This window comes from Micromonospora sp. NPDC126480 (genome assembly GCF_040302465.1).
In the GTDB taxonomy this organism is placed as follows: Bacteria; Actinomycetota; Actinomycetes; order Mycobacteriales; family Micromonosporaceae; genus Micromonospora.
Window position 1 is genome coordinate 86,708 of sequence record NZ_JBEORU010000015.1, and the last position, 25,760, is coordinate 112,467.

Annotated in this window: 26 protein-coding genes; 13 read left to right on the forward strand and 13 right to left on the reverse strand. The window is 73.3% G+C overall.

Annotation, left to right across the window (positions count from 1 at the left end; genetic code table 11):
* Positions 1–218: 218 nt before the first annotated feature.
* Entirely contained in the window at positions 219–1,169 is a 951-nt protein-coding gene (locus tag ABTW87_RS16225) for a diacylglycerol/lipid kinase family protein (RefSeq protein WP_350651608.1), read from the reverse strand.
* Between the two features lie 43 nt (positions 1,170–1,212).
* On the opposite strand from ABTW87_RS16225, the gene ABTW87_RS16230 reads away from it, so the two are divergent.
* Complete coding sequence (locus tag ABTW87_RS16230) at positions 1,213–1,602, forward strand: hypothetical protein (protein ID WP_350651609.1); 390 nt, start codon at positions 1,213–1,215, stop codon at positions 1,600–1,602.
* A 13-nt stretch (positions 1,603–1,615) separates the two neighbouring features.
* Here the strand turns inward: ABTW87_RS16230 and ABTW87_RS16235 are convergent, their stop codons facing one another.
* From ABTW87_RS16235 to sodN, 3 genes are read right to left on the reverse strand one after another with little or no spacing between them, the layout of a single operon-like run.
* Positions 1,616–2,023, reverse strand: coding sequence for an ATP-binding protein (locus tag ABTW87_RS16235; RefSeq protein WP_350651610.1), 408 nt, complete (start codon positions 2,021–2,023; stop codon positions 1,616–1,618).
* Positions 2,020–2,262: a hypothetical protein gene (locus tag ABTW87_RS16240; protein ID WP_350651611.1), complete on the reverse strand. Its 243-nt coding sequence runs from the start codon at positions 2,260–2,262 to the stop codon at positions 2,020–2,022. Before ABTW87_RS16240 ends, ABTW87_RS16235 begins: the two co-directional genes overlap by 4 nt.
* A complete protein-coding gene (sodN, locus tag ABTW87_RS16245; RefSeq protein WP_130320217.1) occupies positions 2,259–2,663 on the reverse strand; it encodes a superoxide dismutase, Ni in 405 nt (134 codons plus the stop codon). The genes ABTW87_RS16240 and sodN overlap by 4 nt, the downstream gene beginning before the upstream one ends.
* A 62-nt stretch (positions 2,664–2,725) precedes the next feature.
* On the opposite strand from sodN, the gene ABTW87_RS16250 reads away from it, so the two are divergent.
* From ABTW87_RS16250 to ABTW87_RS16260, 3 genes are all read left to right on the forward strand, one after another.
* Entirely contained in the window at positions 2,726–3,091 is a 366-nt protein-coding gene (locus ABTW87_RS16250) for a S24 family peptidase (RefSeq protein ID WP_350651612.1), read from the forward strand.
* Positions 3,092–3,234: 143 nt separating this feature from the next.
* Positions 3,235–4,410, forward strand: a complete 1,176-nt coding sequence (locus ABTW87_RS16255; protein ID WP_350651613.1) for an NAD(P)-dependent malic enzyme — start codon at positions 3,235–3,237, stop codon at positions 4,408–4,410.
* Positions 4,411–4,487: 77 nt separating this feature from the next.
* Positions 4,488–5,450: a zinc-binding dehydrogenase gene (locus ABTW87_RS16260; RefSeq protein ID WP_350651614.1), complete on the forward strand. Its 963-nt coding sequence runs from the start codon at positions 4,488–4,490 to the stop codon at positions 5,448–5,450.
* A 54-nt stretch (positions 5,451–5,504) separates the two neighbouring features.
* On the opposite strand, the gene ABTW87_RS16265 is transcribed toward ABTW87_RS16260, so the two are convergent.
* Positions 5,505–6,494 (reverse strand): alpha/beta hydrolase family protein, encoded by a 990-nt coding sequence (locus ABTW87_RS16265; RefSeq protein ID WP_350651615.1) that lies wholly within the window; start codon positions 6,492–6,494, stop codon positions 5,505–5,507.
* A gap of 209 nt (positions 6,495–6,703) precedes the next feature.
* Positions 6,704–7,618 carry an alpha/beta hydrolase family protein gene (locus ABTW87_RS16270; protein ID WP_502891595.1) on the reverse strand — a complete coding sequence of 305 codons (915 nt, stop codon included), beginning with the start codon at positions 7,616–7,618 and terminating at the stop codon, positions 6,704–6,706.
* Positions 7,619–7,782: 164 nt separating this feature from the next.
* Here ABTW87_RS16270 and ABTW87_RS16275 point away from each other — a divergent pair, with 164 nt between their 5' ends.
* Positions 7,783–7,950 carry a hypothetical protein gene (locus ABTW87_RS16275; protein ID WP_350651617.1) on the forward strand — a complete coding sequence of 56 codons (168 nt, stop codon included), beginning with the start codon at positions 7,783–7,785 and terminating at the stop codon, positions 7,948–7,950.
* Positions 7,951–7,978: 28 nt separating this feature from the next.
* On the opposite strand, the gene ABTW87_RS16280 is transcribed toward ABTW87_RS16275, so the two are convergent.
* The 4 genes from ABTW87_RS16280 to ABTW87_RS16295 all read right to left on the reverse strand — a co-directional run bounded on the left by ABTW87_RS16280 (position 7,979) and on the right by ABTW87_RS16295 (position 15,315).
* Entirely contained in the window at positions 7,979–9,097 is a 1,119-nt protein-coding gene (locus tag ABTW87_RS16280; RefSeq protein WP_350651618.1) for an acetate kinase, read from the reverse strand.
* Positions 9,094–11,169 (reverse strand): phosphate acetyltransferase, encoded by a 2,076-nt coding sequence (gene pta / locus ABTW87_RS16285; protein WP_350651619.1) that lies wholly within the window; start codon positions 11,167–11,169, stop codon positions 9,094–9,096. Before pta ends, ABTW87_RS16280 begins: the two co-directional genes overlap by 4 nt.
* A gap of 128 nt (positions 11,170–11,297) precedes the next feature.
* Positions 11,298–11,477 carry a DUF6104 family protein gene (locus ABTW87_RS16290; RefSeq protein ID WP_350651620.1) on the reverse strand — a complete coding sequence of 60 codons (180 nt, stop codon included), beginning with the start codon at positions 11,475–11,477 and terminating at the stop codon, positions 11,298–11,300.
* Between the two features lie 82 nt (positions 11,478–11,559).
* Complete coding sequence (locus ABTW87_RS16295; RefSeq protein WP_350651621.1) at positions 11,560–15,315, reverse strand: multifunctional oxoglutarate decarboxylase/oxoglutarate dehydrogenase thiamine pyrophosphate-binding subunit/dihydrolipoyllysine-residue succinyltransferase subunit; 3,756 nt, start codon at positions 15,313–15,315, stop codon at positions 11,560–11,562.
* Between the two features lie 245 nt (positions 15,316–15,560).
* Here ABTW87_RS16295 and ABTW87_RS16300 point away from each other — a divergent pair, with 245 nt between their 5' ends.
* A complete protein-coding gene (locus ABTW87_RS16300; protein ID WP_350651622.1) occupies positions 15,561–15,908 on the forward strand; it encodes a hypothetical protein in 348 nt (115 codons plus the stop codon).
* Positions 15,905–16,312 (forward strand): hypothetical protein, encoded by a 408-nt coding sequence (locus ABTW87_RS16305; RefSeq protein ID WP_350651623.1) that lies wholly within the window; start codon positions 15,905–15,907, stop codon positions 16,310–16,312. The genes ABTW87_RS16300 and ABTW87_RS16305 overlap by 4 nt, the downstream gene beginning before the upstream one ends.
* 120 nt (positions 16,313–16,432) lie before the next feature.
* Here the strand turns inward: ABTW87_RS16305 and ABTW87_RS16310 are convergent, their stop codons facing one another.
* From ABTW87_RS16310 to ABTW87_RS16320, 3 genes are all read right to left on the reverse strand, one after another.
* On the reverse strand, positions 16,433–17,248 hold the full coding sequence (locus ABTW87_RS16310; protein WP_350651624.1) for an ABC transporter permease: 816 nt from the start codon (positions 17,246–17,248) through the stop codon (positions 16,433–16,435).
* Entirely contained in the window at positions 17,245–18,180 is a 936-nt protein-coding gene (locus ABTW87_RS16315) for an ABC transporter ATP-binding protein (protein ID WP_350651625.1), read from the reverse strand. Before ABTW87_RS16315 ends, ABTW87_RS16310 begins: the two co-directional genes overlap by 4 nt.
* A 193-nt stretch (positions 18,181–18,373) precedes the next feature.
* Positions 18,374–19,039 (reverse strand): hypothetical protein, encoded by a 666-nt coding sequence (locus tag ABTW87_RS16320; protein WP_350651626.1) that lies wholly within the window; start codon positions 19,037–19,039, stop codon positions 18,374–18,376.
* A 200-nt stretch (positions 19,040–19,239) separates the two neighbouring features.
* On the opposite strand from ABTW87_RS16320, the gene ABTW87_RS16325 reads away from it, so the two are divergent.
* The 6 genes from ABTW87_RS16325 (at position 19,240) to ABTW87_RS16350 (ending at position 25,630) form a co-directional block, all read left to right on the forward strand.
* Positions 19,240–20,019 (forward strand): GNAT family N-acetyltransferase, encoded by a 780-nt coding sequence (locus ABTW87_RS16325; protein ID WP_350651627.1) that lies wholly within the window; start codon positions 19,240–19,242, stop codon positions 20,017–20,019.
* A complete protein-coding gene (locus tag ABTW87_RS16330; protein WP_350651628.1) occupies positions 20,016–20,906 on the forward strand; it encodes a lysophospholipid acyltransferase family protein in 891 nt (296 codons plus the stop codon). Before ABTW87_RS16325 ends, ABTW87_RS16330 begins: the two co-directional genes overlap by 4 nt.
* A gap of 70 nt (positions 20,907–20,976) precedes the next feature.
* A complete protein-coding gene (locus ABTW87_RS16335; protein WP_350651629.1) occupies positions 20,977–21,678 on the forward strand; it encodes a response regulator transcription factor in 702 nt (233 codons plus the stop codon).
* Positions 21,675–23,228: a sensor histidine kinase gene (locus ABTW87_RS16340; RefSeq protein WP_350651630.1), complete on the forward strand. Its 1,554-nt coding sequence runs from the start codon at positions 21,675–21,677 to the stop codon at positions 23,226–23,228. Before ABTW87_RS16335 ends, ABTW87_RS16340 begins: the two co-directional genes overlap by 4 nt.
* A gap of 62 nt (positions 23,229–23,290) precedes the next feature.
* Positions 23,291–24,787 carry a S1C family serine protease gene (locus tag ABTW87_RS16345; protein WP_350651631.1) on the forward strand — a complete coding sequence of 499 codons (1,497 nt, stop codon included), beginning with the start codon at positions 23,291–23,293 and terminating at the stop codon, positions 24,785–24,787.
* A gap of 174 nt (positions 24,788–24,961) precedes the next feature.
* Positions 24,962–25,630 (forward strand): BON domain-containing protein, encoded by a 669-nt coding sequence (locus ABTW87_RS16350; protein WP_350651632.1) that lies wholly within the window; start codon positions 24,962–24,964, stop codon positions 25,628–25,630.
* Positions 25,631–25,760: the final 130 nt, after the last annotated feature.

Genomic DNA, 25,760 nt, shown 5'->3' on the forward strand with positions numbered 1-25,760 from the left:
GTCAAGGGTGACGCTCGGAAAAACTCCGCGCGGTGAGCAAGCCCACAACCCATTTGTCCGTATTTGCCGGGGATCCGGTTACCCGGAGTGCCACAGCCGAGGATCAATATAGTACGGTCCGCGTGACGTTGCTGACATTTCAGGCACTCGCCCCCGGTGTGGCGCCCACCGTTTCCGGTTACGGTGAGCCGTCGTCAACCAACGGGAGTACCCGAGACCTAGCAGATTACTCTCAGCGCGGCGGGCACGGAGGTAAATCTGACTTTCTCCCGCTCGCCCAGGTACTCGCCGTCCAGCTGGAAGGCCTGCGGGCTGCGGGCGACCAGGGTGAACTCGGCCACGTCGTGGAGCCGCAGCACCTGCTTGCCGTGCGGATCCGCCTCCCGGGAGAAGAACTGCGTGACCGTCCGTGTCGTGCTGGCGACGCGCAGCTGCCGCAGGGCCAACACGTCCAGGCCCAGGTCGAACGACGCCTCCGGGTTCGGGTTGACCTCCCGGTCGCCGAGGTACGTCCAGGGGGCGGTGTTCTGGATGATGACGGTGGCCAACTGCTCCTCGGCCGGCTCGCCCGGCCGCTCGAGCGCGATGGCCGGATGCCGCCGGTCCGAGCCGAGGAAGTACTGGGCGACGGTCGACCGGAAGTAGAGCGCGGGCGTCGAGACCCGACCCCGCCGGCGAGCCCGCTCCACCCGGTGGATGACGGCGGCGTCGATGCCGAAGCCGGCGCAGAAGGTGAAGTAGCGGTCGTCCGCCCGGCCCAGCCCGATCGTGCGGTGCCGGCCCAGCCGCAACCCCTCCAGGATCATGCTGGTGCCGTCCGGCCACTCGCGGGGCAGCCCCAGGGCGCGCGCGAAGACGTTCGTCGAGCCGCCCGGCACGGTCGCCAGGGCGGGCAGCCGCTCGGCCGTCGACGCGCCCGTCGGCACCGTCGACGGCTGCGCCGACATCAGGCCGTTCACCACCTCGTTGACTGTGCCGTCGCCGCCGAGCGTGACGACCACGTCGACGCCCTCCTCGGCCGCCTCCCGGGCCAGCGTGGTGGCGTGACCGCGCCGCCGTGTGTACCGCACCGAGAGGTCGACTTCACTGCGCAGCGCCCGGACCAGCACGTCCCGGCTGCGCTCGCTGGTGGTGGTGGCCTTGGGGTTGACCACCAGGACGGCCCGCATGGGCGGCACTGTACCGCGCCGTGCCACGGGTATCGTGGCGCGCGTGACGATCGCCTCCGACCCGATCCCCGGCCCGCTCCGGACGGCAGTCCTGCTGCTTCGCGGCGAGGCGGTCGCCCTCGGCCTGGTCACCCTCTGGCTGCTGTGGGCCGACGTCACGGCACCCTCCGTCGACCTGGCGTCGGCCCTGCTGGTGACGGCGTTCGCGGCGGGGGCGGCGGCGGCGCTCTGGGCGCTGGCCGGAGGGCTCACCCGGCGGCGGGCCGGAGCGCGGGCGCCGGCGATCGTGCTTCAGCTCATGCTGCTGCCGATCGGATGGTTCATGATCCAGGGTGGACTGGGCTGGCTCGGGGTGCCGTTGATCGCGCTGGGGCTCGGCGTCACCGCCCTGCTGCTGAGCAACCCGACCACCCGAGCGCTCGGCTTCGAGTGACCGCGGCCCGGCCTCAAAAGGTCGAGGCGCGGCGGGTCAGCAGCGAGATGGTCGCGCGGCCGTCGACGGCGGTCGCGGACGCCGAGGTGGTCAGCGCGGTCAGCACCTTCCAGGCGAAGGACGACTCGGCCGGCAGCTTGGCGCCCCGGACGGTCGGCACTGTCACCTCCACGGTGAGCGCGTCGTCGGTGACGGCGAACCGGCAGTCCAGCTCGGCGTCCCGGGTGGCGATCGCGAGCAGCATGGCGCACGCCTCGTCGACCGCGATGCGCAGGTCCTCGATCTCGTCGAGGGCGAACTGCAGCCGCGCGGCGAGCCCGGCGGTGGCCGTACGCAGCACACCGAGGTAGCCGCCGTCCGCGGGCACCGTCAGGTGCACCACGTCGTCGTCGATCGCCGGCCGGCCGGTCGTTGGAGTCACGCGTCATCCCCCCGGTCGGGGACTCTACCCGGTGCCGTCGAAGGGCGGGCGGGGGCGATGACGGCGGCCAGATCGCGGTAGAAGCCGGCGGCCGGACCGAGGTGGATGCCGTGGACGCCGGTCCAGGTGGAGTCGGGCGCGCGTTCGTACGCGGCCAGCTCGTGCACCATCGCGACGATGGCCGGCACGTCCTCGCGACGTGCCGGCCGGATCGTCGGTGCCGGAGCGTCCGGCGTCACGCCTGCTTGGTCTCCCAGAAGATCTTGGCGATCTCGTCGATCTTCTGGAGGAGCTCGTCGGCCTTGGACGGGTCGGTCGCGCCCTTGGCGCCGGCGGCGCCGGCCAGCTTGGTGGCCTCGTTGAAGAGCTGGTGCAGGTGCGGGTACTTCTCGAAGTGGGCCGGCTTGAAGTAGTCGGTCCACAGCACCCACAGGTGGTGCTTCACCAGGTCGGCGCGCTGCTCCTTGATCAGGATGGCGCGGGTGCGGAACTCCGGGTCGGTGTTGGCCTGGTACTTCTCACAGATCATTTTCACCGACTCGGCCTCGATCCGGGCCTGCGCCGGGTCGTAGACGCCGCACGGCAGGTCGCAGTGGGCGCTGGCGGTCACGCGGGGCGTAAGGATGCGCGGAAGTCGCATCAGGATCCTCCTGGGAAGTTTGCGATGATCCAAGACGACATTACTCCTGGAGCGGGTACCCGGTGGAGGTGAATCCGATGCGCGCGCAGTCGCCGGGGACGGGACACCGGCCGCGGTGGCCGCTGTCGGCCGTACTCGTGACGGGTCCGTCCATGTCGCCCACGTTGCGGCACGGCGACGCGGTGCTGGTGCGGCGCGGAGACCGCCGCGTCCGCGTCGGGGACGTGGTGATCGGGGTCTTCCGCAGTCGGCCGGACCTGCTGGTGGTCAAGCGCGCGGTGCGCCCCGCCGACGGCGGCTGGTGGCTGGCCGGGGACAACCCGCTGGTCGCCGACGACTCCCGGGCGTACGGGGTGGCGGAGGTGCGGGGACGGGTGGTGGCCCGCTACTGGCCGCGCCCCCGGCTCTTCAGCCGCGGTCGAGTATGACCCTACTCACACCCGATGTGCGCGCTCGACACTATGCTCGGCAGGTGTCCGGGTGACCCCCCGCACCTCGCACCGCCGCTCGTCGCCTCACCTCGCGCCCCGACCGGCTGGTCCGTCTGCATCGACAGATCCTGGAGTCACCAATGTCATCGTCCACCGTGGACCCTGCTGATCCCGTCTTCCGGCTGCACCGTGGCGGCAAGATGGCCGTCGCCTCGACGGTCCCGCTGACCAGCCGGGAGGACCTCTCCCTCGCGTACACCCCGGGTGTGGCCCGGGTGTGCGAGGCGATCGCCGCCGACGCGCGCCTCGCCGACGACTACACCTGGACCGGTCACACCGTCGCGGTCGTCACCGACGGCTCCGCCGTACTCGGTCTGGGCAACATCGGTCCGCGCGCCGCGCTGCCGGTGATGGAGGGGAAGGCCGTGCTGTTCAAGCAGTTCGGCGGGGTGGACGCGGTACCGGTCTGCCTGGACACGCAGGACGTGGACGAGATCGTGGCGGTGGTGCGGGCGCTCGCGCCGTCGTTCGGCGGCATCAACCTGGAGGACATCAGCGCGCCGCGCTGCTTCGAGATCGAGCGGCGCCTCGACGAGGCGCTGGACATCCCGGTCTTCCACGACGACCAGCACGGCACGGCAATCGTCGTGCTCGCCGCGCTGCGCAACGCGGCGACGCTGCTCAACCGCAAGCTCGGCGACCTGCGGGTGGCGGTCAGCGGCGCGGGCGCCGCCGGGGTCGCGGTCACCAAGATGCTCGTCGCCGGCGGGGTGAACCCGGAGCAGGTGGTGGTCTGCGACTCCCGGGGCATCATCGGGCGGCACCGCGACGGGCTCACCGGTACGAAGGCCGAACTGGCGGAGCTGACAAACGCCGACGGCCGGCAGGGCGACATCGCCGAGGCGCTGCGCGGCGCCGACGTGCTGATCGGAGTCTCCGGGGGCCAGATCCCGGAGGCGGCGGTGGCCGGCATGGCGTCCGGCGGGATCGTCTTCGCGCTGGCCAACCCGACGCCGGAGGTGCACCCGGAGGTGGCGGCCCGGCACGTGGCGGTGGTCGCCACCGGCCGCAGCGACTACCCGAACCAGATCAACAACGTGCTCGCCTTCCCGGGCGTGTTCCGCGGTGCGCTGGACGCGCGGGCGACCCGGATCACCGACGGCATGAAGGTCGCCGCCGCCGACGCGATCGCCGGGGTGGTGGCCGAGGCGCTGACCCCCGAGGCGATCGTCCCGTCGCCGCTCGACCCGCGGGTCGCCCCCGCCGTCGCGGAGGCGGTCGCCGAGGCCGCCCGCCGCGACGGCGTGACCCGCTGACGGAGTAAGGAAGGGCCCCTTCTTATCGCATTTCGCACAGGAAGGGGCCCTTCTTAACACCCGCTGAGCTTGTTACCGTGCCGATCATGCGTGCCGCCTTCGCCTCCCGTTTCGACGACGACAACCCGCTCGCCGCGCTCTCCGTCGGCGAGCGGCCCGAGCCCGCGCACCCGGCCGACGACTGGGTGACGATCCAGGTCACCGCCAGCTCGCTCAACCACCACGACCTGTGGTCGCTGCGCGGCGTCGGGCTGCGCGAGGAACAGCTGCCGATGATCCTGGGCTGCGACGCGGCCGGCGTCGACCCGGACGGCAACCAGGTGGTCGTCTACCCGGTGATCCCCACCCCGGGCGACCCACGCGGCGTCTCGATCCTCTCCGAGCACTTCCCGGGCACGCTGGCCGAGCGGGTCGCCGTACCCCGGGCGAACCTGCTGCCGCTGCCGGCGGGCCTGGCGGCGACCGATGCGGCGTGCCTGCCCACGGCCTGGCTGACCGCGTGGCGGATGCTCACCACCAAGGGCCGGGTGGACGAGGCCGACGCCGTGCTGGTGCAGGGCGCGGGCGGCGGCGTGGCCACCGCGGCCGTCGCGCTCGCCGCCGCGATGGGCAAGCGGGTGTACGCGACCAGCCGCGACGCGGCCAAGCGGGAGCGCATCGGGGCCCTCGGCGCGACCGCCGTCGAGCCGGGCGCCCGGCTTCCGGAGCGGGTCGACGTGGTCATCGAGACCGTCGGCGCCGCCACGTTCGACCACTCGCTGAAGTCCGCCGCGCCGATGGCCCGGATCGTGGTGTCCGGTGCCACGGCCGGGCACGAGCCGAAGGTCAACCTGCGCCGCGTCTTCGCCATGCAGCTGGAGATCCTCGGTACCTCCATGGGCACCCCGGACGAGCTGACCGCCCTGCTGGCCTTCTGCGCGGAGCGGGGCGTGCGCCCGGTGGTGGACAGCGTCGTGCCGTTCTCGAAGGTCGAGGACGCGTTCGCCCGCCTGCACTCCGGTGACGTCTTCGGCAAGGTGGTCGTGGACCACGCGGCCTGACTCCGTTAAGAAGGGGCCCCTTTACAACGCCAGGCGTTAAGAAGGGGCCCTTCCTTACAGGTGGTTGTCGAGGACGGCGATGTCGTTGCGGGCGGCGCCGGCGGGGATGCGGCGCTTGGCGGCCTGGTCGCCGTAGAGCGTCCAGCGCAGGAAGTCGACCGTGGTGTCGGAGACCACGCCGAGGGAGACGCCGTCGCTGAGCAGGCCGCGCCCGTGGTCGCCCTTCGGCAGGCTGAGCATCGCCTTCGGCCACGGCACCTTGTCGTAGACGGCCTTGCCGTCGGCGTACTCGACGACCTCGTCCGCCTCGCCGTGCACGAACAGCTGCGGCGCGGCGGCGCCGGCGAACGCCGTGCCGACCCCCAGGGCGGTGCCGGCGAAGACGACACCGGCGTCGAGCCGCTCGTCCCGGCCGGTGGTGAACAGCCCGATGGTGGTCACGCCACCGGCGGAGTGGCCGGCCGCCGCGACCCGGTCGGTGGCGAGCCGGCCCTGCAACGGATCGTCGCTGCGCTGGTCGAGGGCGAGCACCTGGGTGAGGGCGTAGGACACGTCGGCGGGCTGGTTGAGCACGTCGAGCACGTTGCCGTCCCCGCCCCGCGCGGTGTGCGGGAACGTCGGCGCGGCCACCACGAACCCGGCCGCCACCCAGCGGGTCAGCAGCGGCGCGTAGTCGGCCGGCCGCCCGCCCAGACCGTGGCTGAACATGACGACCGGGAAGCGGCCGGACGCCGCCGGCAGGGACCGGCGCGGCTGGTCGCCCGGCTCCCCGGCCGCCGGGTACCAGACGGTCACCGGCAGCTTCCGGGTGCCGTCGCGGTTCAGGTCGAGCTGGCGTACGCCCACCGCGAAGCGCTCCTGCGGCGCGCTGCCCGGGAGCGCCGTGGACGCGCCGCTCGGGGCGCTGCTCGGGGTGCCGGTGCCGGTGGCGGTGGGCGGTCCGGTCGGGGCGGCGGCCTGCCGGCCGGTGTCCGTGGAACAGCCGGCGAGGCCGGCCGCGACCAGGGCGCCGGCGAGCAGGGCAGGGGTGAGACGACGCGACATGGCTCCGATTGTCCCTCGCCGGTGGGCAGGATCCGGCACGGACGGGTGCGGGCGCTCCTCGGCGAGCGGGGCCGGTCCGGCGCGCTCGCGGGGGCGTCCGGGGAACGGATGATGGTCAGCCGGGCGATACGCCGGCACATTCCCGGCTGACCATCATCCGTCGGGGCGGGTCCGGGGCGGGTGGCCCTGTTGGTCGGGTCGCTAAGCGCTCAGGGGACGGTGCGCTCCTCGAAGGTCGTCACGCCGGGGGAGCGGGCGACGGTCGGGAGGCGGCGGCGGGCGTCCGGGTCGCCGTAGAGGGTCCAGCGGAGGAACTCCGTCGTACCGGCCAGGACCTGGTCGAAACCGGGCCGCCCGGGCGCCAGGTACGCGCCGTGGCCCTGGCCGAGCAGGCTCAGGAAGGCCGCCGGGCCGGGGGCCCGACCGTAGGCGGCCCGCCCGACCGCCAGCGGCACGACCCGGTCCGCCGTTCCGTGCACGAAGAGCACCGGCGCGGGCGGCCCGGCGAAGCCACCGGCCATGCCGCCGCCGGCGATGACGATGCCGGCGCGCAGCAGCGCCGCCGGTCCGCCCGGGCTGGACCGGCCGGCCATGGTGAACATGCCCGCCGTGGTGAAGCCGCCCGCCGAGTGGCCCGCCGCGGCGACCCGGGTCACGTCCAGGTGCCCGGCGAGCGGGTCGCCGCGCCGGGTGTCGAGGCGCGCCAGGTGGCGGATCACCCGCCAGCCGTCGGCCGGCTGGTGGCGTACGTCGGCGCGGTCGAACCGCCGCGCGTCGCGGCGGGTGTGCGGGTAGGCCGGCGCGGCCACCACGAAACCAGCGGACGCCCAGCGGCTGGTGAGCCCGGCGTGCAGCGCCGGCAGGCTGTGCAGCCCGTGGCTGTAGACGACGACCGGGAACCGCCCGTCGGCCACCGCGCCGCCGTCGGCCGGGTACCAGACGGTCACCGGCAGGGGCCGCGCCGACGCGGGATCGACGGTGAGCGTACGCACGCCGACGGCGTACGCGGCCTCGGGCGCCCGGCGCGCCGGCGGCGGCCCCCCGGTGGCGGCGGTGGCCGGGGCGCAGCCCGCCAGCAGCGCCGTCAGCACGGCGGCGACCAGGGTGCCCCGCCCCGACCTCACCCCCACGGTTCCACGGTAGGTGTCCGGGCCGCCCGGCCGGTCCCGCCGACCGGTCCGGGAGCACGCGCCACCCGGACGGATGACGTCCACCGGCCGGCTCGACCTGCGGGCGCCGCGCCGGCCGGGGACCGTGCGTGTCGACGCCCTTCGCTATGGTCTGCGGCATGGCTGAGAACTACTCCGACCCGAGCGGCAACACCGAGGCCTTCCGCGCCTTCGCGAGCACGCCCGAGCCCGCTGCGCCGGCCGCCAACCGGACGCCCCTGCTCATCGGTGCCGCCGCGGTCGTGCTGGTGCTGGCCGTCCTGGTCGCCTGGCTCGCCCTGGGCTGAGCCGCCTACGACCGGGGACGGCGCGGCGTCAGGCTGCGCCCGCCACCTCCCGCGCCGCCCGGGCGATCTCCCGCTCCTCGTCGGTGCCCACCACGCAGACCGCCACCTCGGTGCCGTCCGGGGAGATGACGCGGTCGCCGCTGCCGGCGTTGCGCTCCGGGTCGACGGCGATGCCCAGTCGCTCCAGCCCGGCCAGCGCCGCCTCCCGGACCGGCGCGGCGTGCTCGCCGACACCGGCGGTGAAGGTGACCGCGTCGACCCGGCCGAGCAGCGCGTAGTACGCGCCGACGTAGGCGGTGATCCGGCGGCAGTACACGTCGAAGGCGAGCGTGGCGGCCCGGTCGCCGTCCGCCCGGCGGGCCAGCACCTCGCGCATGTCATTGGCGCCGGTGAGCCCGAGCAGGCCGCTGCGGTGGTTGAGCAGGTCGTCGATCTCGTCGATGTCCATCCCGCCCTCCCGCCGCAGGTGGAAGATGACCGTCGGGTCCAGGTCGCCGCTGCGGGTGCCCATCACCAGGCCCTCAAGCGGGGACATGCCCATCGAGGTGGCCACGCTCCGCCCGCCGGCGACGGCGGTCGCGCTCGCGCCGTTGCCCAGGTGCAGCGTGATGGTGTTGATCTCGTCGTACGGGCGGCCGAGCAGCTCGGCCGTGCGCCGGGAGACGTACGCGTGGGACGTGCCGTGGAAGCCGTACCGGCGGACGCCGTACCGGGCGGCGATGTCCCGGTCGATGGCGTAGGTGGCGGCGGCCTCGGGCAGCGTGGTGTGGAAGGCGGTGTCGAAGACCGCGACGTGCGGCACGTCCGGCAGGGCCGCCCGGGCGACCTCGATGCCGACCAGGTTGGCGGGATTGTGCAGCGGGGCGAGCGGCACCAGCTCCCGGATCGCGGCGAGCACCTCGTCGTCCACCAGGACCGGCTCGCCGAAGCGCCTCCCGCCGTGCACCACCCGGTGCCCGACGGCGGCCAGCCCGGCCAGGTCGAGCCCGCCGAGGATCTGGCGGACGGCGGTCTCGTGGTCGGCCGGGCCGCCGCCGGGCTCACCGACCCGCTCCACGGTGCCCTTGTCGACGATCTCGTCGCCGTCGTACAGCCGCCACTTCACCGACGACGACCCGCAGTTGAGCACCAGTACCCGCTCGCTCATGAGTCGGCCTCCCCGGCCTGGATCGCGGTGATCGCCACCGTGTTGACGATGTCGGGCACGGTCGCGCCCCGGGACAGGTCGTTCACCGGCCGGCGCAGGCCCTGCATGACCGGCCCGACCGCGACCGCCCCGGCCGACCGCTGCACCGCCTTGTACGTGTTGTTGCCGGTGTTCAGGTCCGGGAAGATGAAGACCGTCGCCCGGCCGGCCACCGCGCTGCCGGGCAGTTTCGTCGCCGCCACCGCCGGGTCGATCGCCGCGTCGTACTGGATCGGGCCCTCGACCAGCAGGTCCGGGCGGCGTTCCCGGACCAGCAGCGTGGCCGCCGCGACCTTCTCCACGTCGGCGCCGGCGCCGGAGCTGCCGGTGGAGTACGACAGCATCGCCAGCCGTGGCTCGATGCCGAACCGGGCGGCGGTGTCGGCCGACGAGATCGCGATGTCGGCGAGCTGGGCGGCGTCCGGGTCCGGATTGACCGCGCAGTCGCCGTACACCAGCACCCGGTCGGCGAGCAGCATGAAGAAGACGCTGGAGGCGACCGACACCCCCGGCACGGTCCGGATGATCTCGAACGCGGGCCGGATGGTCGCGGCGGTGGTGTGGGTGGCTCCGGAGACCATGCCGTCGGCGTACCCGGTCTGCACCATCATGGTGCCGAAGTAGTTCGGCTGGGCCACGATGTCGTGGGCCAGGTCCAGCGTGACGCCCCGGTGTGCGCGCAGCTTCGCGTACGCGGCGGCGAACTCGTCGCGCCACCCGCTGCTGACCGGGTCGACCACCTGCGCGCCGGAGATGTCGACGCCCAGTTCCCGGGTGCGCCGTGCGACGTCGTCGGGCCGGCCGAGCAGGGTCAGGTCCGCCACGTTCCGGCGCAGCAGGATCTCGGCGGCCCGCAGGATCCGTTCCTCGGCGCCCTCGGGCAGCACCACGTGCCGGCGCTGCGTCCGGGCCCGGTCGATCAGGTCGTACTCGAACATCAGCGGGGTGACCCGCTCGGAGCGGCTGACCCGCAGCCGGCGGGCCAGGTCGTCGGTGTCGACGCAGCGTTCGAACGCGCCGAGTGCGGCCTCCACCTTGCGCGGGTTGCCGGCGCTGGGCCGGCCCTCGATCCGGCTGGACGCGGAGACCGTGTCGTAACTGTCGCTCGGCACGGAGAGCACGGCCAGGCCCGGCTTCATCCGCTCCACCAGCCGCATCGCGCGCGGGTCCGGCTGCACGCCGAGGGTGAGCACCAGCCCGGACAGGGCCACCTGACCGGCGACGTGCGCGGCGCTCGTGGCGACCAGGAGGTCGTCGCGGTCGCCCGGCATGATCACCAGGGCGCCCTCGGTCAGGTGGTCGAGCAGCGTCGGCACGTGGGCCGCACCGACCACGTAGTCGAGCACGTCGCGGCTGAGCGCGGCGTCGTCCCCGCTGAGCAGCGTGGCGCCGAGCGCCGCCGCCACCTCGGCCACCGTCGGCGCCGACACGCTCGGCACCTCCGGGATCGCGTACGTGGGCACCGGCAGGTCGGGCAGCGTCAGCGGCCCGGGCACCCGGTTCGCGACGACCGCCAGCACCGTCGCGCCGAGGTCCTCCAGATCGTGGTACGCCCCGCGCGCCGCCGCCGCGATGGCAACCGGCTCCTGCCCGTACCCGTCGACGACCGGGACCACGACGCTGCCGAACTCGGTGGCGAGCCGGGCGTTGAAGGCCAGCTCCCGCGGGCCGGCGCCGTCGCCGCCGTCGGCGAAGTCGCTGCCCACCACGACGACCGCGGGGCAGCGCCGTTCGACGTCGCGGTACCGCTCGACGATGTCGGAGATCAGCCGTTCCCGCCGCCCGTCGGCGACCATCGCGGTGGCCCGGCCGTACGTCGTTCCGGCCAGGTCCCCGATCGGCAGCTCGACGCGGTAGCGCTCGCTGAGCAGGGCGAGGATCGGGTCCGGCACGGCGTCTCGGACCAGCGGGCGGAACACCCCGATCCGGCCCACCTGCCGGGACAGCAGCTCCGCCAGCCCCAGCGCGACGGTCGACTTGCCCCCGCCGGATCCCACACTGGTCAGGTACACACTCCGCGCCACGAGATCCACCCTAGGAGATCACCGGGGCGGCCGCCCGGGTCCTCCGCCCCCACCCCTCGCGTTGATCATGAGGTTATCGCCGTTCCGCTCGGCGTGTCGCCGCTACAACTTCATGATCGACGGGGAGTTGGGGAGGGTCAGTCGTCGTCCTCGTCGTCCAGGCGGGCCAGGTAGGTGGCGAGGCGTTCGACGGGGGTCTCGAACTCGGGGTTCAGGTCGACGAAGTCGCGCAGGCGCTCGGCCAGCCACTCGATGCTGACCTGCTCGTCGCCCCGGCGTTCGACCAGTTCCTCGATGCCGCGGTCGGTGAAGTACATGTCCGGTTCCTCGTTCGTCGGTGTCGCGACGGCGGCGGGGCAGGGACGTGACGTCCCTGCCCCGCCGGTCGTGCGCGGTGCGTTACGGGCGCGGGAGGGCTGCCTCGATCAGGGCGGACTGCTCGACGTCGTGCATCTTGGCCGAACCGACCGCCGGGGCGGCCGCCGCCGGGCGGGAGATGCGGCGCAGCCGGACACCGTCCAGGTGCTCCAGCATGTTCAACGCGACGAACGACCAGGCGCCCTGGTTGGCCGGCTCCTCCTGGACCCAGGCGAAGTCCTCGGCGTTCGGGTACGCCGCCAGGGCGGCGCGGATCTCCTCCACCGGGATCGGGTACAGCTGCTCGACCCGGATGATCGCGGTGTCGGTGACGCCGCGCTCCTGCCGGGCCTGGAACAGGTCGTAGTAGACCTTGCCCGAGCAGAGCAGCACCCGCTTCACCTGCTCCGGCGCCGGGGCGCCGCCGTCGGGCAGCACCGGCTGGAAGGTGCCGGTGGTGAAGTCCTCGACCTGGGAGATGCAGAGCCGGTGCCGCAGCAGCGACTTCGGCGTGAACACCACAAGCGGCTTGCGCTTCGGCGACAGGGCCTGGCGGCGCAGCAGGTGGAAGTAGTTCGCCGGGGTGGTCGGGATCGCCACCCGCATGTTGTCCTCGGCGCAGAGCTGGAGGAAGCGCTCCGGGCGGCCGGACGTGTGGTCCGGGCCCTGGCCCTCGTGGCCGTGCGGCAGCAGCAGCGTGACGGCGGAGCGCTGACCCCACTTCACCTCGCCGGAGGAGATGAACTCGTCGATCACCGACTGGGCGCCGTTGACGAAGTCACCGAACTGCGCCTCCCAGCAAACCAGCGCGTTGACGTTCTCCACCGAGTAGCCGTACTCGAAGCCCATCGCCGCGTACTCGCTGAGCAGCGAGTCGTGCACGAAGAACCGGGACCGCTCCCCGTCGCCGGTGAGCGAGGTCAGCGGGATGTAGTCGTCGCCGGTCTCCGAGTCGACCACCGCGGCGTGCCGCTGCACGAACGTGCCGCGGCGCGAGTCCTGCCCGGCGAGCCGGACGGTGACCCCGTCGTGCAGCAGCGAGCCGAGCGCGATGATCTCGCCGAAGCCCCAGTCGATGTTGCCCTCGACGGACATCTTGGCCCGCCGGTCGAGCAGCTGCTGGATCCGCTTGTGCGGGGTGAAGCCCTCCGGCAGGTTGACGTGCGCCTCGCCGATGGCCTTCACGATCGCGGCGTCGGTCGCCGTGTCCACCTGCGGCTCCGGCTCGTCCTCCCGCTTCGGGCGGCTGAGCTGGCGCGGCGTGGTGGCGGCGTCGCGGGTCGCCTTGAAGACCCGCTCCAGCTGGGCCTGGTAGTCGCGCAGCAGCTCTTCCGCGTCCTCCACGGTGATGTCGCCCCGCCCGATCAGCTCCTCGGTGTAGAGCTTCCGGACCGACCGCTTCGAGTCGATGATCTTGTACATCTCCGGGTTGGACATCGACGGGTCGTCGCCCTCGTTGTGCCCGCGTCGCCGGTAGCAGACCATGTCGATCACGACGTCCTTGTTGAACGCCTGCCGGTACTCGAAGGCCAGCCGGGCGACCCGGACCACGGCCTCCGGGTCGTCGCCGTTCACGTGGAAGATCGGCGCCTGGATCATCCGGGCGACGTCGGTGCTGTAGAGGCTGGAGCGGCTGTACTCCGGCGCGGTGGTGAAGCCGACCTGGTTGTTGACCACCACGTGCACCGTGCCGCCGGTGCGGTAGCCGCGCAGCTGCGACAGGTTGAGCGTCTCGGCGACCACGCCCTGGCCGGCGAAGGCGGCGTCACCGTGCACCGCCAGCGGCAGCACGGTGTAGCCCTCCAGCTTGAGGTCGATCCGGTCCTGCTTGGCCCGGACGATGCCCTCCAGCACCGGGTCGACGGCCTCCAGGTGCGAGGGGTTCGCCACCACCGAGACCTTGACCGCGTGCTCGCCGTCCGGCGTGGTGAACTTGCCGTTCTGGCCCAGGTGGTACTTCACGTCGCCGGAGCCCTGCGTGGAGCGCGGGTCCAGGTGCCCCTCGAACTCCGAGAAGATCTTCTCGTACGGCTTGCCGACGATGTTGGCCAGCACGTTCAGCCGGCCCCGGTGGGCCATGCCGATCACGACCTCGTCCAGGCCGCTCTCGGCGGAGGCCTCCAGCACCTCGCCCAGCAGCGGGATCAGCGACTCGCCGCCCTCCAGCGAAAAGCGCTTCTGCCCGACGTACTTGGTCTGCAGGAAGGTCTCGAACGCCTCGGCCGCGTTGAGCCGGTTGAGCACGTGCTTCTGCTCGTCCGGCGACGGCTTCTCGTACTTGCGCTCGATCCGCTCCTGGAGCCAGCGCCGCTCCTCCGGGTCCTGGATGTGCATGTACTCGATGCCGACGCGACGGCAGTACGAGTCGCGCAGCACGCCGAGGACCTCGCGCAGCTTCATCCGCTGCTTGCCGGCGAAGCCGTTGACCGGGAACTGGCGGTCCAGGTCCCACAGGGTCAGCCCGTGCTGGAGGACGTCCAGGTCCGGGTGCTTGCGGATCTTGAACTCGAGCGGGTCGGTGTCGGCCATCAGGTGGCCGCGCACCCGGTACGCGTGGATCAGCTCGTGCACCCGCGCGGTCTTGTTGATCTGGCCCTCGCCGTCGATGGCCACGTCGCGCATCCAGCGCACCGGCTCGTACGGGATGCGCAGCGAGGTGAAGATCTGGTCGTAGAAGCCGTGCTCGCCGAGCAGCAGCTCGTGCATCACCTTCAGGAACTCGCCGGACTGCGCGCCCTGGATGATCCGGTGGTCGTAGGTGCTGGTCAGCGTGATGACCTTGCTGACCGCCAGCTCGGCGAGGGTGGCCTCGCTCATGCCCTGGTACGGCGCCGGGTACTCCATCGCGCCGACGCCGATGATCGCGCTCTGGCCCTGCATGAGCCGGGGCATCGAGTGCACCGTGCCGATACCGCCCGGGTTGGTGAGCGAGATCGTGGTGCCGGAGTAGTCCTCCATGGTCAGCTCGTTCTTGCGGGCACGCCGGACCACGTCCTCGTACGCCTGCCAGAACTGCCGGAAGTCCATCTGCTCGCAGCCCTTGATGGAGGGCACCACCAGGTTGCGGCTGCCGTCCGGCTTGACCAGGTCGATGGCGATGCCCAGGTTGACGTGCTCCGGGCGGACCACGGCCGGCTTGCCGTCCACGAGGGCGTACGAGTTGTTCATCTCCGGGTGCGCGACCAGCGCGCGGACCAGCGCGTACCCGATCAGGTGGGTGAAGCTGACCTTGCCACCGCGCCCGCGGGCGAGGTGGTTGTTGATCACGATGCGGTTGTCCACCAGCAGCTTCGCCGGGACGGCGCGCACGCTGGTCGCGGTCGGCACGCTCAGCGACGCGTCCATGTTCTGGACGATCTTGGCGGCGACGCCGCGCAGCGGCGTGGTCTGCGGGCCGGCGGCGGTCGGCGCGGCAGCCTTGGCGGCGGGCTTCGCGGCGGCCGGCTTCGCCGGGGCCTCCTTGGCGGGCGCCGCCTTCGCCGGAGCCTCCTTGGCCGGCGCCGGCTTCGGCGCGGGCTTCGCCTCCGGCTGCTTCGCCGCCTTCGGGGCGGGCTGCCGAGTGGCGGCGGCCGCCTCCGGCTGGCCGTCCGGCTGCGGCTCGGCCGGTGCGGCGGCCTTACCGTCGCCGCGCGGCGCGCCCGCGCCCGGCGCGGGGCGGTAGTCGGCGAAGAAGTCGTGCCAGGCCGGGTCGACGCTGGTGGGGTCGCTGAGGTACCGCTGGTACATCTCCTCGACGATCCACTCGTTCGGGCCGAAACCCGCCAGTGGGTTCTCCTGCGAAGTCTGCTGGGTCGACACGGCCGGTAATCGCCTCTTTCACGCGAGTTCGTTGTCACGCCGTGCGCCGATCCTCGGGCGCGCGCGAGTCGGGTCCAAGGCTACGCCGTACCGAACCGGCAGGCATTTCCGCCTCCGTCGCGTGGTCGGTTTCACAGAAGATGCCAGAAGTTCGGCAAACGCTGCGTACGGCACCGATGACTGCTATGCGGGCTGAGTACCCGTACGGATGCCGTACCGCCGTAGAGCCGGCAGGATCGACGCCCATGGACGCCACGGGGGTACGCGGCCGGTACGGCCGCAGTCTGCTTGTCGCAACGGGTTGGTACGCGACGGTGCTCGCCGCGCTCACGGTGGGCACGCTGAGCGTGCCGCAAGCCCCCCGGACCGACTGCTCGGCGATGTTCAGCTGCCTGTCGCCGGCGGAGTCGCTCGCGCTGGCCGGGGTGGTGTGGGGGCTGCCGGCGCTGTTGGCGCTGACGGTGGTGACCCTGGTGGTCAACGCGCTGGTCGTCCGCTTCGTCCGGTCGGTGGTCGCGGCCGGCACGCTGGCCGCGGCGGTCGCCGTCGCGGTCGGCGCCGTCGCGGCAGCGGCCCTCGGGGTGGGGTCGTGAAGCGGTTCGGCCTCGGCGCGATCTTCTTCGCCTGGCTCTACGGCGTCCCGTTCCTGCTGCTCACCGGCCTGGTCCGGCGGGCGTCGGACCCGTACGCCCCGACCCGGGAGGCGGCGCGGGCATTCGGCGCGACCACGGACGCGTTGCTGATCACCGGGCTGGTGCTCAACGCGGCGCTTCCGCTCGCGGGACTGCTGCTCGCCCGGCCCGCGCGGGACGGGTACTGGCAGCGGCACTTCGCCGGTGCGGTCGCCGGACTGGTGGTGATCTACCTGGCCGTGGCGCTGGCGAGCAGCATGGTGAGCACCACGCTGATCGGCCACACCCCCGCGGACGAGGAACCGGCGCCCCGCGTGACCCAGTGCATCCCGGTCAGCGGCGGCCGGGGCTGCCCGGGCGGCTGACGCGGGAAGGCGGCCGGGGCTGCCCGGGCGGCTGACGCCGGGCGGTGGTTCGGTGCCGCGCGGTCGGCGGCGAACCGACCGGCGGGTGGCCGGCGACGACGTCACCGGCCACCCCACGGCTCAGGAGATGTCGCGCTTGCGGGTCAGCATGATCCCGATGGTCCCGGTGACGATCGCGTACCCGATCAGCACGAGCGCGCCCACCCACCAGTCGGGCGTGAACTCGGTGGCCTCGCCCGCGATCATGACCTGCGACGCCACCGCCGGCCAGATGACCTGCCACTTGATCACGGCCTGGCTGTTGAGCAGGTTCGACAGCAGCAGGAACAGCAGCCCGATCACCTGCGTACCGATCAGGTACAGCACCGCGGCCGTGATCACCGCGCCGAGCTGATTCGTGATCAGGGTGCCGATTCCCACCCCGAGGATGGTCCAGATCGCGTACGCGAGCAGGTTGAACAGCAGGGCCCGCTGTACGGCCCACTCGCCGAGCTGAGGGCCCTGGTCGACGGCGGCCAGGAAGATGGCGCCGGCGGCCAGGTCGATGACCGTGGTGGCGAGCCAGAAGAGGAAGCCCAGGATGCTCGCCGCCACCAGCTTGCTGCCGATCACCTTGGTACGGCGCGGCGTCGCCAGGAAGGTGCTCGTGGCGGTCTGGTGGAAGAACTCGTTGGTGACCATCAGGATGCCGATGAGCATCACGAACATCAGGCCGAGGAACTGCCCCGACGTGTAGATGTTCGCTGCCTGCGCCGCTGCCGTCGCCTGGTCCGCCGTGTAGCCGTACTCCTCGCCCCTGCCATCGAACACCTCGGTGGCGAGCCAGGCGTTGAAGGCGAACGCGATGGCTATGGACAGGAACGCGCCGAGGGCCAACCACCACCAGGTGCTGGTGGTGCGGATCTTGAGCAGCTCGGCCCGGACGAGGTTGGTCATCGGATGTCCGCCTTTCCGGCCGTCAGCTCCAGGAAGACCCGTTCCAGGTCGGGGCGTTCCGTGGTGAGTTCGTGCAGTTCCACACCGGCGCTCAGGGCCGTCCGACCGACCGTCGGCGCGTCCACGCCGCCGATCAGCAGCGCCCCGTTCTCGTCGACGTCCACGGTCGCCGAGGCGTCCTTCAACGCGGTCGTCAGCACGTCGGCCTGCGGCGTACGCACCCGTACCCGTGCGCCCTGCGCCATCGAGCCGATCACCTGGTCCACCGGGCCCTGCCGGACCAGCCGGCCGGCGGCGATGATCACCACGTCGTCGGCGAGGAGCTGCATCTCCGACAGCAGGTGGCTGGAGACCAGCACGGTGCGCCCCTCGGCGGCCAGGTTCTTGAGGAAGCCGCGCATCCACCGGATGCCCTCCGGGTCGAGCCCGTTCGCCGGCTCGTCCAGGATCAGCACCCGCGGGTCGCCGAGCATCGCGGCGGCGATGCCGAGCCGCTGCTTCATGCCCAGCGAGTAGCCCTTGAACTTGCGCTTCGCTGCCGGCGTCAGGCCAACCATCGCCAGCGCCTCGTCCGCGCGGGTGCGCGGCAGCCCGGCCGCCGCGCAGATCACCCGCAGGTGGTTGACGCCGGTGCGGCCCTTGTGCGCGCTGGACGCCTCCAGCACCGCCCCGACGTGCCGCAGCGGGTCGGTCAGGTCCGCGTACCGGCGGCCACCGATGGTCGCCTGGCCGCCGGTCGGGGTGACCAGGTTCAGCAGCATGCGCAGCGTGGTCGTCTTGCCGGCGCCGTTCGGACCGAGGAAGCCGGTGACCCGGCCCGGCTCGACCGTGAACGAGAGGTCGTCGACCGCGCGGACGTTGCGGTAGACCTTCGTCAGGCCGGACACCACGATCTGGCCGTCGCTGGTGGGGCTTCGCTGCCCGTCAGTCATTCTTCTCCCATCGTGTGGTGGCGTCGGGGTACGCCGTTGCACAGCGTGGCCGCCTGGCGCAACCAGGTCAATCAGGCGTGATCCGTAGCCGCGTCTCCGTCTCGCGCAGGAGGGACTCCCCCTGAGGAATGATCCGCCAGGATGTTAAGAAGGGGCCCCTTCACCTCGGAATCCGTTAACAAGGGGCCCTTCCTTACGCCTGGACGGCGATCCAGGTGGCGCGGGCCCAGGCGAGCCGGGTGCCGTCCGGGGCGTACAGGCTGGTGTGCACCCGCGCCTTGCGGCCCTCCGCGCCGGCCGTCACGCCGGTCACCACGCACTCGTCGCCCGGCCGGGGGAGCGCTTCGACCACGGCGGCGATCCGACCCAGCACGTACGGCCGGCCGGGAGCGATCACCGACCACCCGCCGGGGCAGTCCAGCGCCGCCCAAACGGTGACGGTGTCCACTCCGTCCGGCACCCGGAACGGGGCGGCGGTCCGCCCGCCCGGCAGCGGCCCGGGGAAGATCCGCAGCCCGTCGGCCCGGTCCGGGCCGCACACGAAGCAGCCGGGGAACGGGTGGTCCACCAGCCCCGGGTACGCGGCCGACGCGGCCCGGGCGGTCGCCAGGTCGACCGGCTCCGCCACCGCCGGGAAGCCGGAGACCGCCGCGACCTGGGCGACCAGGTGCCCGTCCGGGTCGCGGACCTCGCCCGCGTCCAGGGTCAACGGCGTGGCCAGCGGCGGTGGCCGGCGCAGCGTCACCTCCACCGGCCCGGGCACGTCCGGTCCGGCGTGGGCCGCCGCGGCGAAGGTGCCGGCGCTCCAGCCACCGTTGCCCGAGCCCGGTGGGCCGTTGTACCGCGAACCGATGATCATCTGGGTACCTCCGGTCGGTGGGCCGGCCCCGTCGCCGCCCGCCCGGGCAGCCTGCCACGTCGCCCGGCGGAACGGCGGGGGCGGTGACCGCCGCGCGGCGGACGGCCCGGACGCGGATGACCGGACCCGCCCACCGGCGTTCACCCGGTCGACACTCCGCACCACCGCGACCGGCAACCCGAGGACCCTACACAGGACGCATGGCCGTTCTGCCCACCACTGGCGCGCCGCTGACCACCAGCGGATACACGCTGTCGATCGCCGACGACCCGACCCAGGTCGCGGCCGCGCAACGCCTCCGTCACGAGGTCTTCGCCGCCGAGCTGGGCGCCACCCTGCGCCCCGGAACCGGCGGGCTCGACGTGGACGACTTCGACCCGTACTGCGACCACCTGATCGTCCGGCAGGAGAGCACCGGCACGGTCGTCGGGACGTACCGGCTGCTGCCGCCCGGCCGCGTCGACCGCCGGTACGCCGAGGGCGAGTTCGACCTGGCGGCGCTCGCACCGCTGCGCGACGACCTGGTCGAGGCCGGCCGCTCCTGCGTGCACCCCGAGCACCGCACGGGCGCCGTGATCAACCTGATGTGGGCCGGCATCACCCGGTACCTGCACCTGCGCGGATCCCGCTGGCTCGGCGGCTGCGCCTCGGTCCCGGTGGCCGACGGCGGGCGGGCCGCTGCCGAGGTGTGGGCGCTGGCCCGGGTCCGGCACCTCGCACCGCCGCCGCTGCGGGTACGCCCGCTGCGCCCCTGGTTCGGCGAGCCGGACGTGCCGTCACCCGCGAGCGCGACCGGTGGTGCGGCGGCACGCGCGCTGGTACCGCCGCTGCTCCGCGGCTACCTGCGGCTCGGCGCCTGGGTCTGCGGCGAACCGGCGTACGACCCGGACTTCGGCGTGGCCGACTTCTACCTGCTGTTCGCACTGGACCGGATGAACCCGCGCTACCTGCGGCACTTCCTCGGCGGGGCGGAGCGATGACCGCGTACGACCTCTGGCGGCCGGCGTCCGGTTGCGGGCCGGCGTGCCTGCCCGGTGCGGTGCCGGCGGTCCCGACCGTCCGGCGGGCGGCCCGGCTGGCCGCCGGGCTCGGGATGCTGCTCGCCGGGGCGGCGCTGGCCGTGCTGCTCCCGCTGCTGCCGGCGCGGGAGCGGCGGGCCCTGCTGCGGGGCTGGGCGCGGACCACCGCCCGCGCGCTCGGCGTGCGCCTGGTGGTCCGGGGCCGGCTGCCGCGGCGACGCGCGCTGCTGGTCGCCAACCACGTCTCCTGGCTGGACATCCTGGCGGTGCTGGCGGTGGCCCCGGCCCGCCTGGTCGCCAAGCGCGAGGTACGCGCCTGGCCGCTCATCGGTCAGCTCGCCGCCGCCGCCGGGGCCGTCTTCGTCGACCGGTCGCGCCCCCGCGACCTGCCCCGCACGGTCGCGCGGGTGGCCGGCGCGCTGCGGGCCGGACGGCCGGTCGCCGTGTTCCCGGAGGGCACCACGTGGTGCGGGGACGCGGCGGGCTGCCGGCCGGGCGGCGGATTCCGGCCGGCCCTGTTCCAGGCCGCGATCGACGCCGGAGCGCCGGTGGTGCCGCTGCGCATCGGCTACCGCTGCGCGACGACCGACGCCGCCACCACCGCGGCGGCGTTCCTCGGCGACGAGACCCTGTGGCGGTCGCTGCGGCGGGTGCTGGCCGCGCGCGGGCTGGAGGTGTCGGTGGTGGTGACGGCCGCCCTGCATCCGGCGCCCGGTGCGGACCGGCGGGCGCTGGCCCGGGCCGCCGAGTCGGCCGTCCACCTGGTGCCGGCGGCCCGCCCGGCGGCGGCCCGCCCGCGCGCCGTCCCGCCGCTGCTTGCCGAACGGGACCTCGACCTGGCCGCCTGAGCGGCGCCTCACAGGCTCTTTTCAGGAACCGCCCAGGCCCGATGCAGCCTGGGCGCGGATGATGGGCCACATGGCGGCTACCCAGACCGAGGCTCGACTGCTCGTCGTCGAGGACGATCCCAACATCCTCGAACTGCTCTCCGCGAGCCTGCGGTTCGCGGGCTTCGACGTGGCGACCGCGACCAGCGGCAGCGCCGCGCTCAACGCCGCGAAGGACCACCGCCCCGATCTGGTCGTGCTGGACGTCATGCTGCCCGACCTGGACGGGTTCGAGGTCATCCGGATGATGCGCGAGGGCGGCACCCGTACCCCGGTGGTCTTCCTGACCGCGCGGGACGCCACCGACGACAAGATCCGCGGGCTCACCCTGGGCGGCGACGACTACGTCACCAAGCCGTTCAGCCTGGAGGAGCTGACCGCCCGGATCCGGGCGGTGCTGCGCCGCACCAGCACCGGCGAGCAGGCGCCGTCCCGGCTGACCTTCGCCGACCTGGAGCTGGACGAGGAGACCCACGAGGTGTACCGGGCGGGGCAGCGGGTGCAGCTGTCGCCGACCGAGTTCAAGCTGCTGCGCTACCTGATGTTGAACGCCAACCGGGTGCTCTCCAAGGCGCAGATCCTCGACCACGTGTGGAACTACGACTTCCGGGGCGACGACAACATCGTCGAGTCGTACATCTCGTACCTGCGGCGCAAGGTCGACAACAGCCAGCCGCGGCTGATCCACACCCTGCGCGGGGTCGGGTACGTGCTGCGCAAGCCGGCGGCGTGAGCGTCGTCGTCCAGGCGAAGGCGCAGCTGCGCAGCGTCCCGCTGCGGGTCAAGCTGGTCGCGGCGGTTCTCGCCCTGGTCGCCCTGGCCCTGCTCGTGATCAGCTCGCTGACCACGTACTTCCTCCGCGACTACCTGGTCGGCCAGGTCGACTCCCAACTGACCGGTTCGGCGCGCAACATCCAGGCGGCGGTGATCGAGGAGCAGTCCGGCAAGTTCGGCATCCCGACGGACTACCTGCTGGTGGCCGAGGACTCCCGGACCGGCGAGCTGGTCGCCGTCTTCGACGAACAGCGCTTCACCACCGCCGACCTGCCACGGCTGCCCGCGCAGGCCGAGGAGTTCGCGCGGCTCGCCGGTGAACCGCACACCGTCCGGGCGCAGAACGGCCACGTGCGGTGGCGCATCCTCTACACCGAGCTGCCCGGCGGCAAGTGGATGGCGATCGGTCAACACCTCACCGACGTCGACCTGGCCGTCAAGCGGCTGGTCTGGATAGACCTGCTGGTCGGCGGTGCGGTGCTGATCCTGCTCGCCTCGATCGGCGCGGCGATCGTCCGGACCAGCCTGAAGCCGCTCGTCGAGATCGAGCAGACGGCGGCGGCCATCGCCGGCGGCGACCTGACCCGCCGGGTGCCCGATCCCGAGGCGGGACAGGAGTGCCCGACCTCGGAACTCGGGCGGCTGTCCCGGGCGCTCAACGCGATGCTCACCCAGATCGAGGCGGCGTTCACCGCCCGCGCCGCCTCGGAGGCCGCCGCTCGCGCGGCCGAGTCCGCGGCCCGGGACGCCGCGGCGAACGCCCAGGCGTCCGAGGCCCGCGCCCGGCGGTCGGAGGAGCGGATGCGGCAGTTCGTCGCGGACGCCTCGCACGAGCTGCGTACGCCGCTGACCACCATCCGCGGCTTCGCCGAGCTGTACCGTCAGGGGGCCGCCACCGCTCCCGAGCAGACCGCCGACCTGCTGCGCCGGATCGAGGACGAGGCGGCCCGGATGGGCCTGCTCGTGGAGGACCTGTTGCTGCTCGCCCGGCTCGACCGGGAGCGCCCGCTCGCGCCGGCCCCGGTCGAGCTGCCGGTGCTGGCCACCGACGCGGTGGAGGCGGCGCGGGCGGTGGCCCCGGACCGGCGGATCGAGCTGGACATCGTGCCGGGTTCCGGGCCGCTTGTCGTGTACGGCGACGACGCGCGGCTGCGGCAGGTGATCGGCAACCTGATGACCAACGCCCTGACGCACACCCCGCCGGAGGCGTCGGTGACCCTGCGACTGCGGTCCGAGCCCGGCAACCTGGCCGTGGTGGAGGTCGCCGACACCGGGCCGGGACTCTCCCCGGACCAGGCCGAGCGGGTCTTCGAGCGCTTCTACCGGGCGGACGCGGCGCGGACCCGCCGGGCCGGCGGCAACACCGGGACCGGCCTGGGGCTGGCGATCGTCGCGGCGCTGGTGGCCGCGCACCACGGCACGGTCGAGGTGGCGGAGACCCCGGGCGGGGGCGCGACGTTCCGGGTCCGGCTGCCGCTGGCACCGGAACCGGACGACGACGAAGTATGACTTTCAGCCAACCCTCAGGTGGGTTACAGGCTGGTCGAAGTGGCAGGGAAGAAGGTGGATCCATGACCGAGTACGAGTCCGACCCGCAGCGCCGGCCGGCCCCGACCGACGCCGAGCCGTCGCACCCCACCGCCGAGCTGCCTCCCGTCGAGCGCGCGCAGTCCGACTCCCCGACCGCCACCGCGTCCGCGCCGGCCGGCGGCACCGAGCCCGCGCCGGAGGCCACCTCCGCCCCGCCGGCCTCGGCGTCCGCCACCGGCGGCCGGGGCGCACCGCCCGCCGCCACCCCGACCTACCCGGGCGCCGCGCCGTACGGCGGGCACCCGTACGGGACGCCGGGTTATCCGCAGCACCGCTACCCGAACACGCCCTGGTACGGCGGGCAGCAGCCCGGCTGGAGTGGGGGCCAGCCGGGCGGTCCCGGCCAGCCGCACCACCCGGGCCAGCCGCACCACCTGGCCGGGCAGCCGATGCCGCCGTGGGCGGCGCCGCAGGGCGGCCCGGCGGGCCCACGCCCGGGACGCGTCGCGAAGTTCGCCGGTGCGGGTGTCCTCGTGCTGGCGCTGATGTTCGGCTCCGGTGTCACCGGCGGCGCCCTCGCGCTCGCTCTGGGCGGCGACTCCGGCCCCACCCGCACGTACTCCGCCGCACCGGTCCTCGACGGCGCGGACCTGCCGCGCATCGCCGCCTCGGTGCAGCCGAGCGTGGTGTCGATCACCACCGGCAACGGTGAGGGCTCGGGCGTGATCCTCAGCGCCGACGGTTACGTGCTGACCAACAACCACGTCATCGCCTCGGCGAGCGGTGACGTCGTGCGGGTGATCTTCGCCGACGGCGAGACGGCCCAGGCGCGCATCATCGGCACCGACCCGAAGACCGACCTGGCCGTCGTGAAGGCCTCGGGGGTCAGCGACCTGAAGCCGGCGACGTTCGGCGACAGCGACGCCATGCAGGTCGGCGACCAGGTCCTCGCCCTGGGCAGCCCGCTGGGCCTGCAGGGTTCGGTGACCGCCGGCATCCTCAGCGCCCGGGACCGGACGATCCAGGCCGGCAGCTCCCAGCCGGTGCCGGGCCAGGGGGTCTCGTCGATTGCGGGTCTGCTCCAGACCGACGCGCCGATCAACCCCGGCAACTCCGGCGGCGCGCTCGTCAACACGCGCGGCGAGGTGATCGGCATCAACACCGCCATCGCCACCAGCGGCCAGGGCAGCACCGGCAACATCGGTGTCGGGTTCGCCATCCCCAGCAACAAGGCCAAGGACGTCGCCGAGAAGCTCCAGCGCGGCGAGAAGGTCAGCCACCCGACGCTCGGCGTCAGCGTCAACCGCGCCGAGGGCGGCGGGGCGCTGGTCGCCGCCGTGACGCCGGGCAGCGCGGCCGAGAAGGCCGGCTTCCAGCGTGGCGACGTCATCATCCGCTTCGGCGACAAGGTGATCAACGACTCGGACGACCTGGTCGGCGCGGTCCAGGCCGGCAAGGTGGGCGACCGGGTCGAGGTGACGTACAAGCGAAACGGCGCCGAATCCACGGCAACCGTGACGCTCGCCGAAGCGTCCTAACGAGGTACGGACTTTCCTCCTCCCTCCTGCGGCGGGTGGTGGAGCCAAGGGGGTTGGCTCCGCCACCCGCCGCGCCTCTCTCCGACGGCGGTTCACCCGGACCGGGTGAACCGCCGTCACCCGTGTGCCGGGCACCGTCGGACGTCCGGGAACCGAGGTGTACGGAGGGAAGCGATGACGACCACGGCCGTCCGCACCGACGCGCAGATCCAGCGGGACGTGCTGGAGGAACTCGCCTGGGATCCCCGGGTCGAGCCGCAGGAGATCGGGGTCACCGTCGACGACGGCGTCGTGACCCTGACCGGCTGGGTGGACGGGTACGCCCGGAAGTGGGCGGCGCACCGCTGCGCGCAGCGGGTCCGGGGCGTCCGTGCGGTCGCCGACGACCTGGAGGTCCGGCTCCTCGGCACCGAGCAGTACACCGACGGGGAGATCGCGATCGCGGTGAGCCGGGCGCTGGAGTGGGACAGCTTCGTGCCGGCGGAGCGGCTCGATGTCACGGTCGCCAACGGGTGGGTGATGCTCCGCGGCGAGGTGGAGTTCGGCTGGCAGCGGCGGACGGCGGAGGCCGAGGTACGGCGGCTGCGCGGCGTACGCGGCGTGACGAACCTGGTGGCGGTGCGGCCCGCCGGCCGGCCGGACACCGAACGCATCCGGCGGGACGTGCAGCGGGCCCTGCTGCGCGGGATCGGCACCGAACGGGTGACCGTCGAGGTGGAGGGGGACACCGTGGTCCTCGGCGGGGTGGTCCGGTCGTGGTGGGAACGGGACCAGGCCGAGCGGGTGGCGTGGTCGGCGGAGGGGGTCCGGGCGGTCCGGGATCACCTGCTGGTAGGCGGCTGAATGGCCGGTCTGTCCGGTTTAGCCGGGTCGTCACCGGGAAACCGCCACCGACCGCCCGGGGCGACAGCGGCCGGCGGCCAGGCACCGAGGGGGAGGACTCGTGGCGGTGAACCACCCGGACGGCGGCTCG

What these genes read in the sequence shown, in the direction of transcription:
- ABTW87_RS16300 (WP_350651622.1), top strand. Translation starts at nt 15,561, where the DNA reads ATGGACGCCACGGGGGTACGCGGCCGGTACGGCCGCAGTCTGCTTGTC.
- ABTW87_RS16265 (WP_350651615.1), bottom strand. Translation starts at nt 6,494, where the DNA reads ATGTCGCGTCGTCTCACCCCTGCCCTGCTCGCCGGCGCCCTGGTCGCG.
- ABTW87_RS16330 (WP_350651628.1), top strand. Translation starts at nt 20,016, where the DNA reads ATGACCGCGTACGACCTCTGGCGGCCGGCGTCCGGTTGCGGGCCGGCG.
- ABTW87_RS16350 (WP_350651632.1), top strand. Translation starts at nt 24,962, where the DNA reads ATGACGACCACGGCCGTCCGCACCGACGCGCAGATCCAGCGGGACGTG.
- ABTW87_RS16255 (WP_350651613.1), top strand. Translation starts at nt 3,235, where the DNA reads ATGTCATCGTCCACCGTGGACCCTGCTGATCCCGTCTTCCGGCTGCAC.
- ABTW87_RS16290 (WP_350651620.1), bottom strand. Translation starts at nt 11,477, where the DNA reads ATGTACTTCACCGACCGCGGCATCGAGGAACTGGTCGAACGCCGGGGC.
- ABTW87_RS16310 (WP_350651624.1), bottom strand. Translation starts at nt 17,248, where the DNA reads ATGACCAACCTCGTCCGGGCCGAGCTGCTCAAGATCCGCACCACCAGC.
- ABTW87_RS16275 (WP_350651617.1), top strand. Translation starts at nt 7,783, where the DNA reads ATGGCTGAGAACTACTCCGACCCGAGCGGCAACACCGAGGCCTTCCGC.
- ABTW87_RS16335 (WP_350651629.1), top strand. Translation starts at nt 20,977, where the DNA reads ATGGCGGCTACCCAGACCGAGGCTCGACTGCTCGTCGTCGAGGACGAT.
- ABTW87_RS16320 (WP_350651626.1), bottom strand. Translation starts at nt 19,039, where the DNA reads ATGATCATCGGTTCGCGGTACAACGGCCCACCGGGCTCGGGCAACGGT.
- ABTW87_RS16325 (WP_350651627.1), top strand. Translation starts at nt 19,240, where the DNA reads ATGGCCGTTCTGCCCACCACTGGCGCGCCGCTGACCACCAGCGGATAC.
- ABTW87_RS16345 (WP_350651631.1), top strand. Translation starts at nt 23,291, where the DNA reads ATGACCGAGTACGAGTCCGACCCGCAGCGCCGGCCGGCCCCGACCGAC.
- ABTW87_RS16280 (WP_350651618.1), bottom strand. Translation starts at nt 9,097, where the DNA reads ATGAGCGAGCGGGTACTGGTGCTCAACTGCGGGTCGTCGTCGGTGAAG.
- ABTW87_RS16315 (WP_350651625.1), bottom strand. Translation starts at nt 18,180, where the DNA reads ATGACTGACGGGCAGCGAAGCCCCACCAGCGACGGCCAGATCGTGGTG.
- sodN (WP_130320217.1), bottom strand. Translation starts at nt 2,663, where the DNA reads ATGCGACTTCCGCGCATCCTTACGCCCCGCGTGACCGCCAGCGCCCAC.
- ABTW87_RS16225 (WP_350651608.1), bottom strand. Translation starts at nt 1,169, where the DNA reads ATGCGGGCCGTCCTGGTGGTCAACCCCAAGGCCACCACCACCAGCGAG.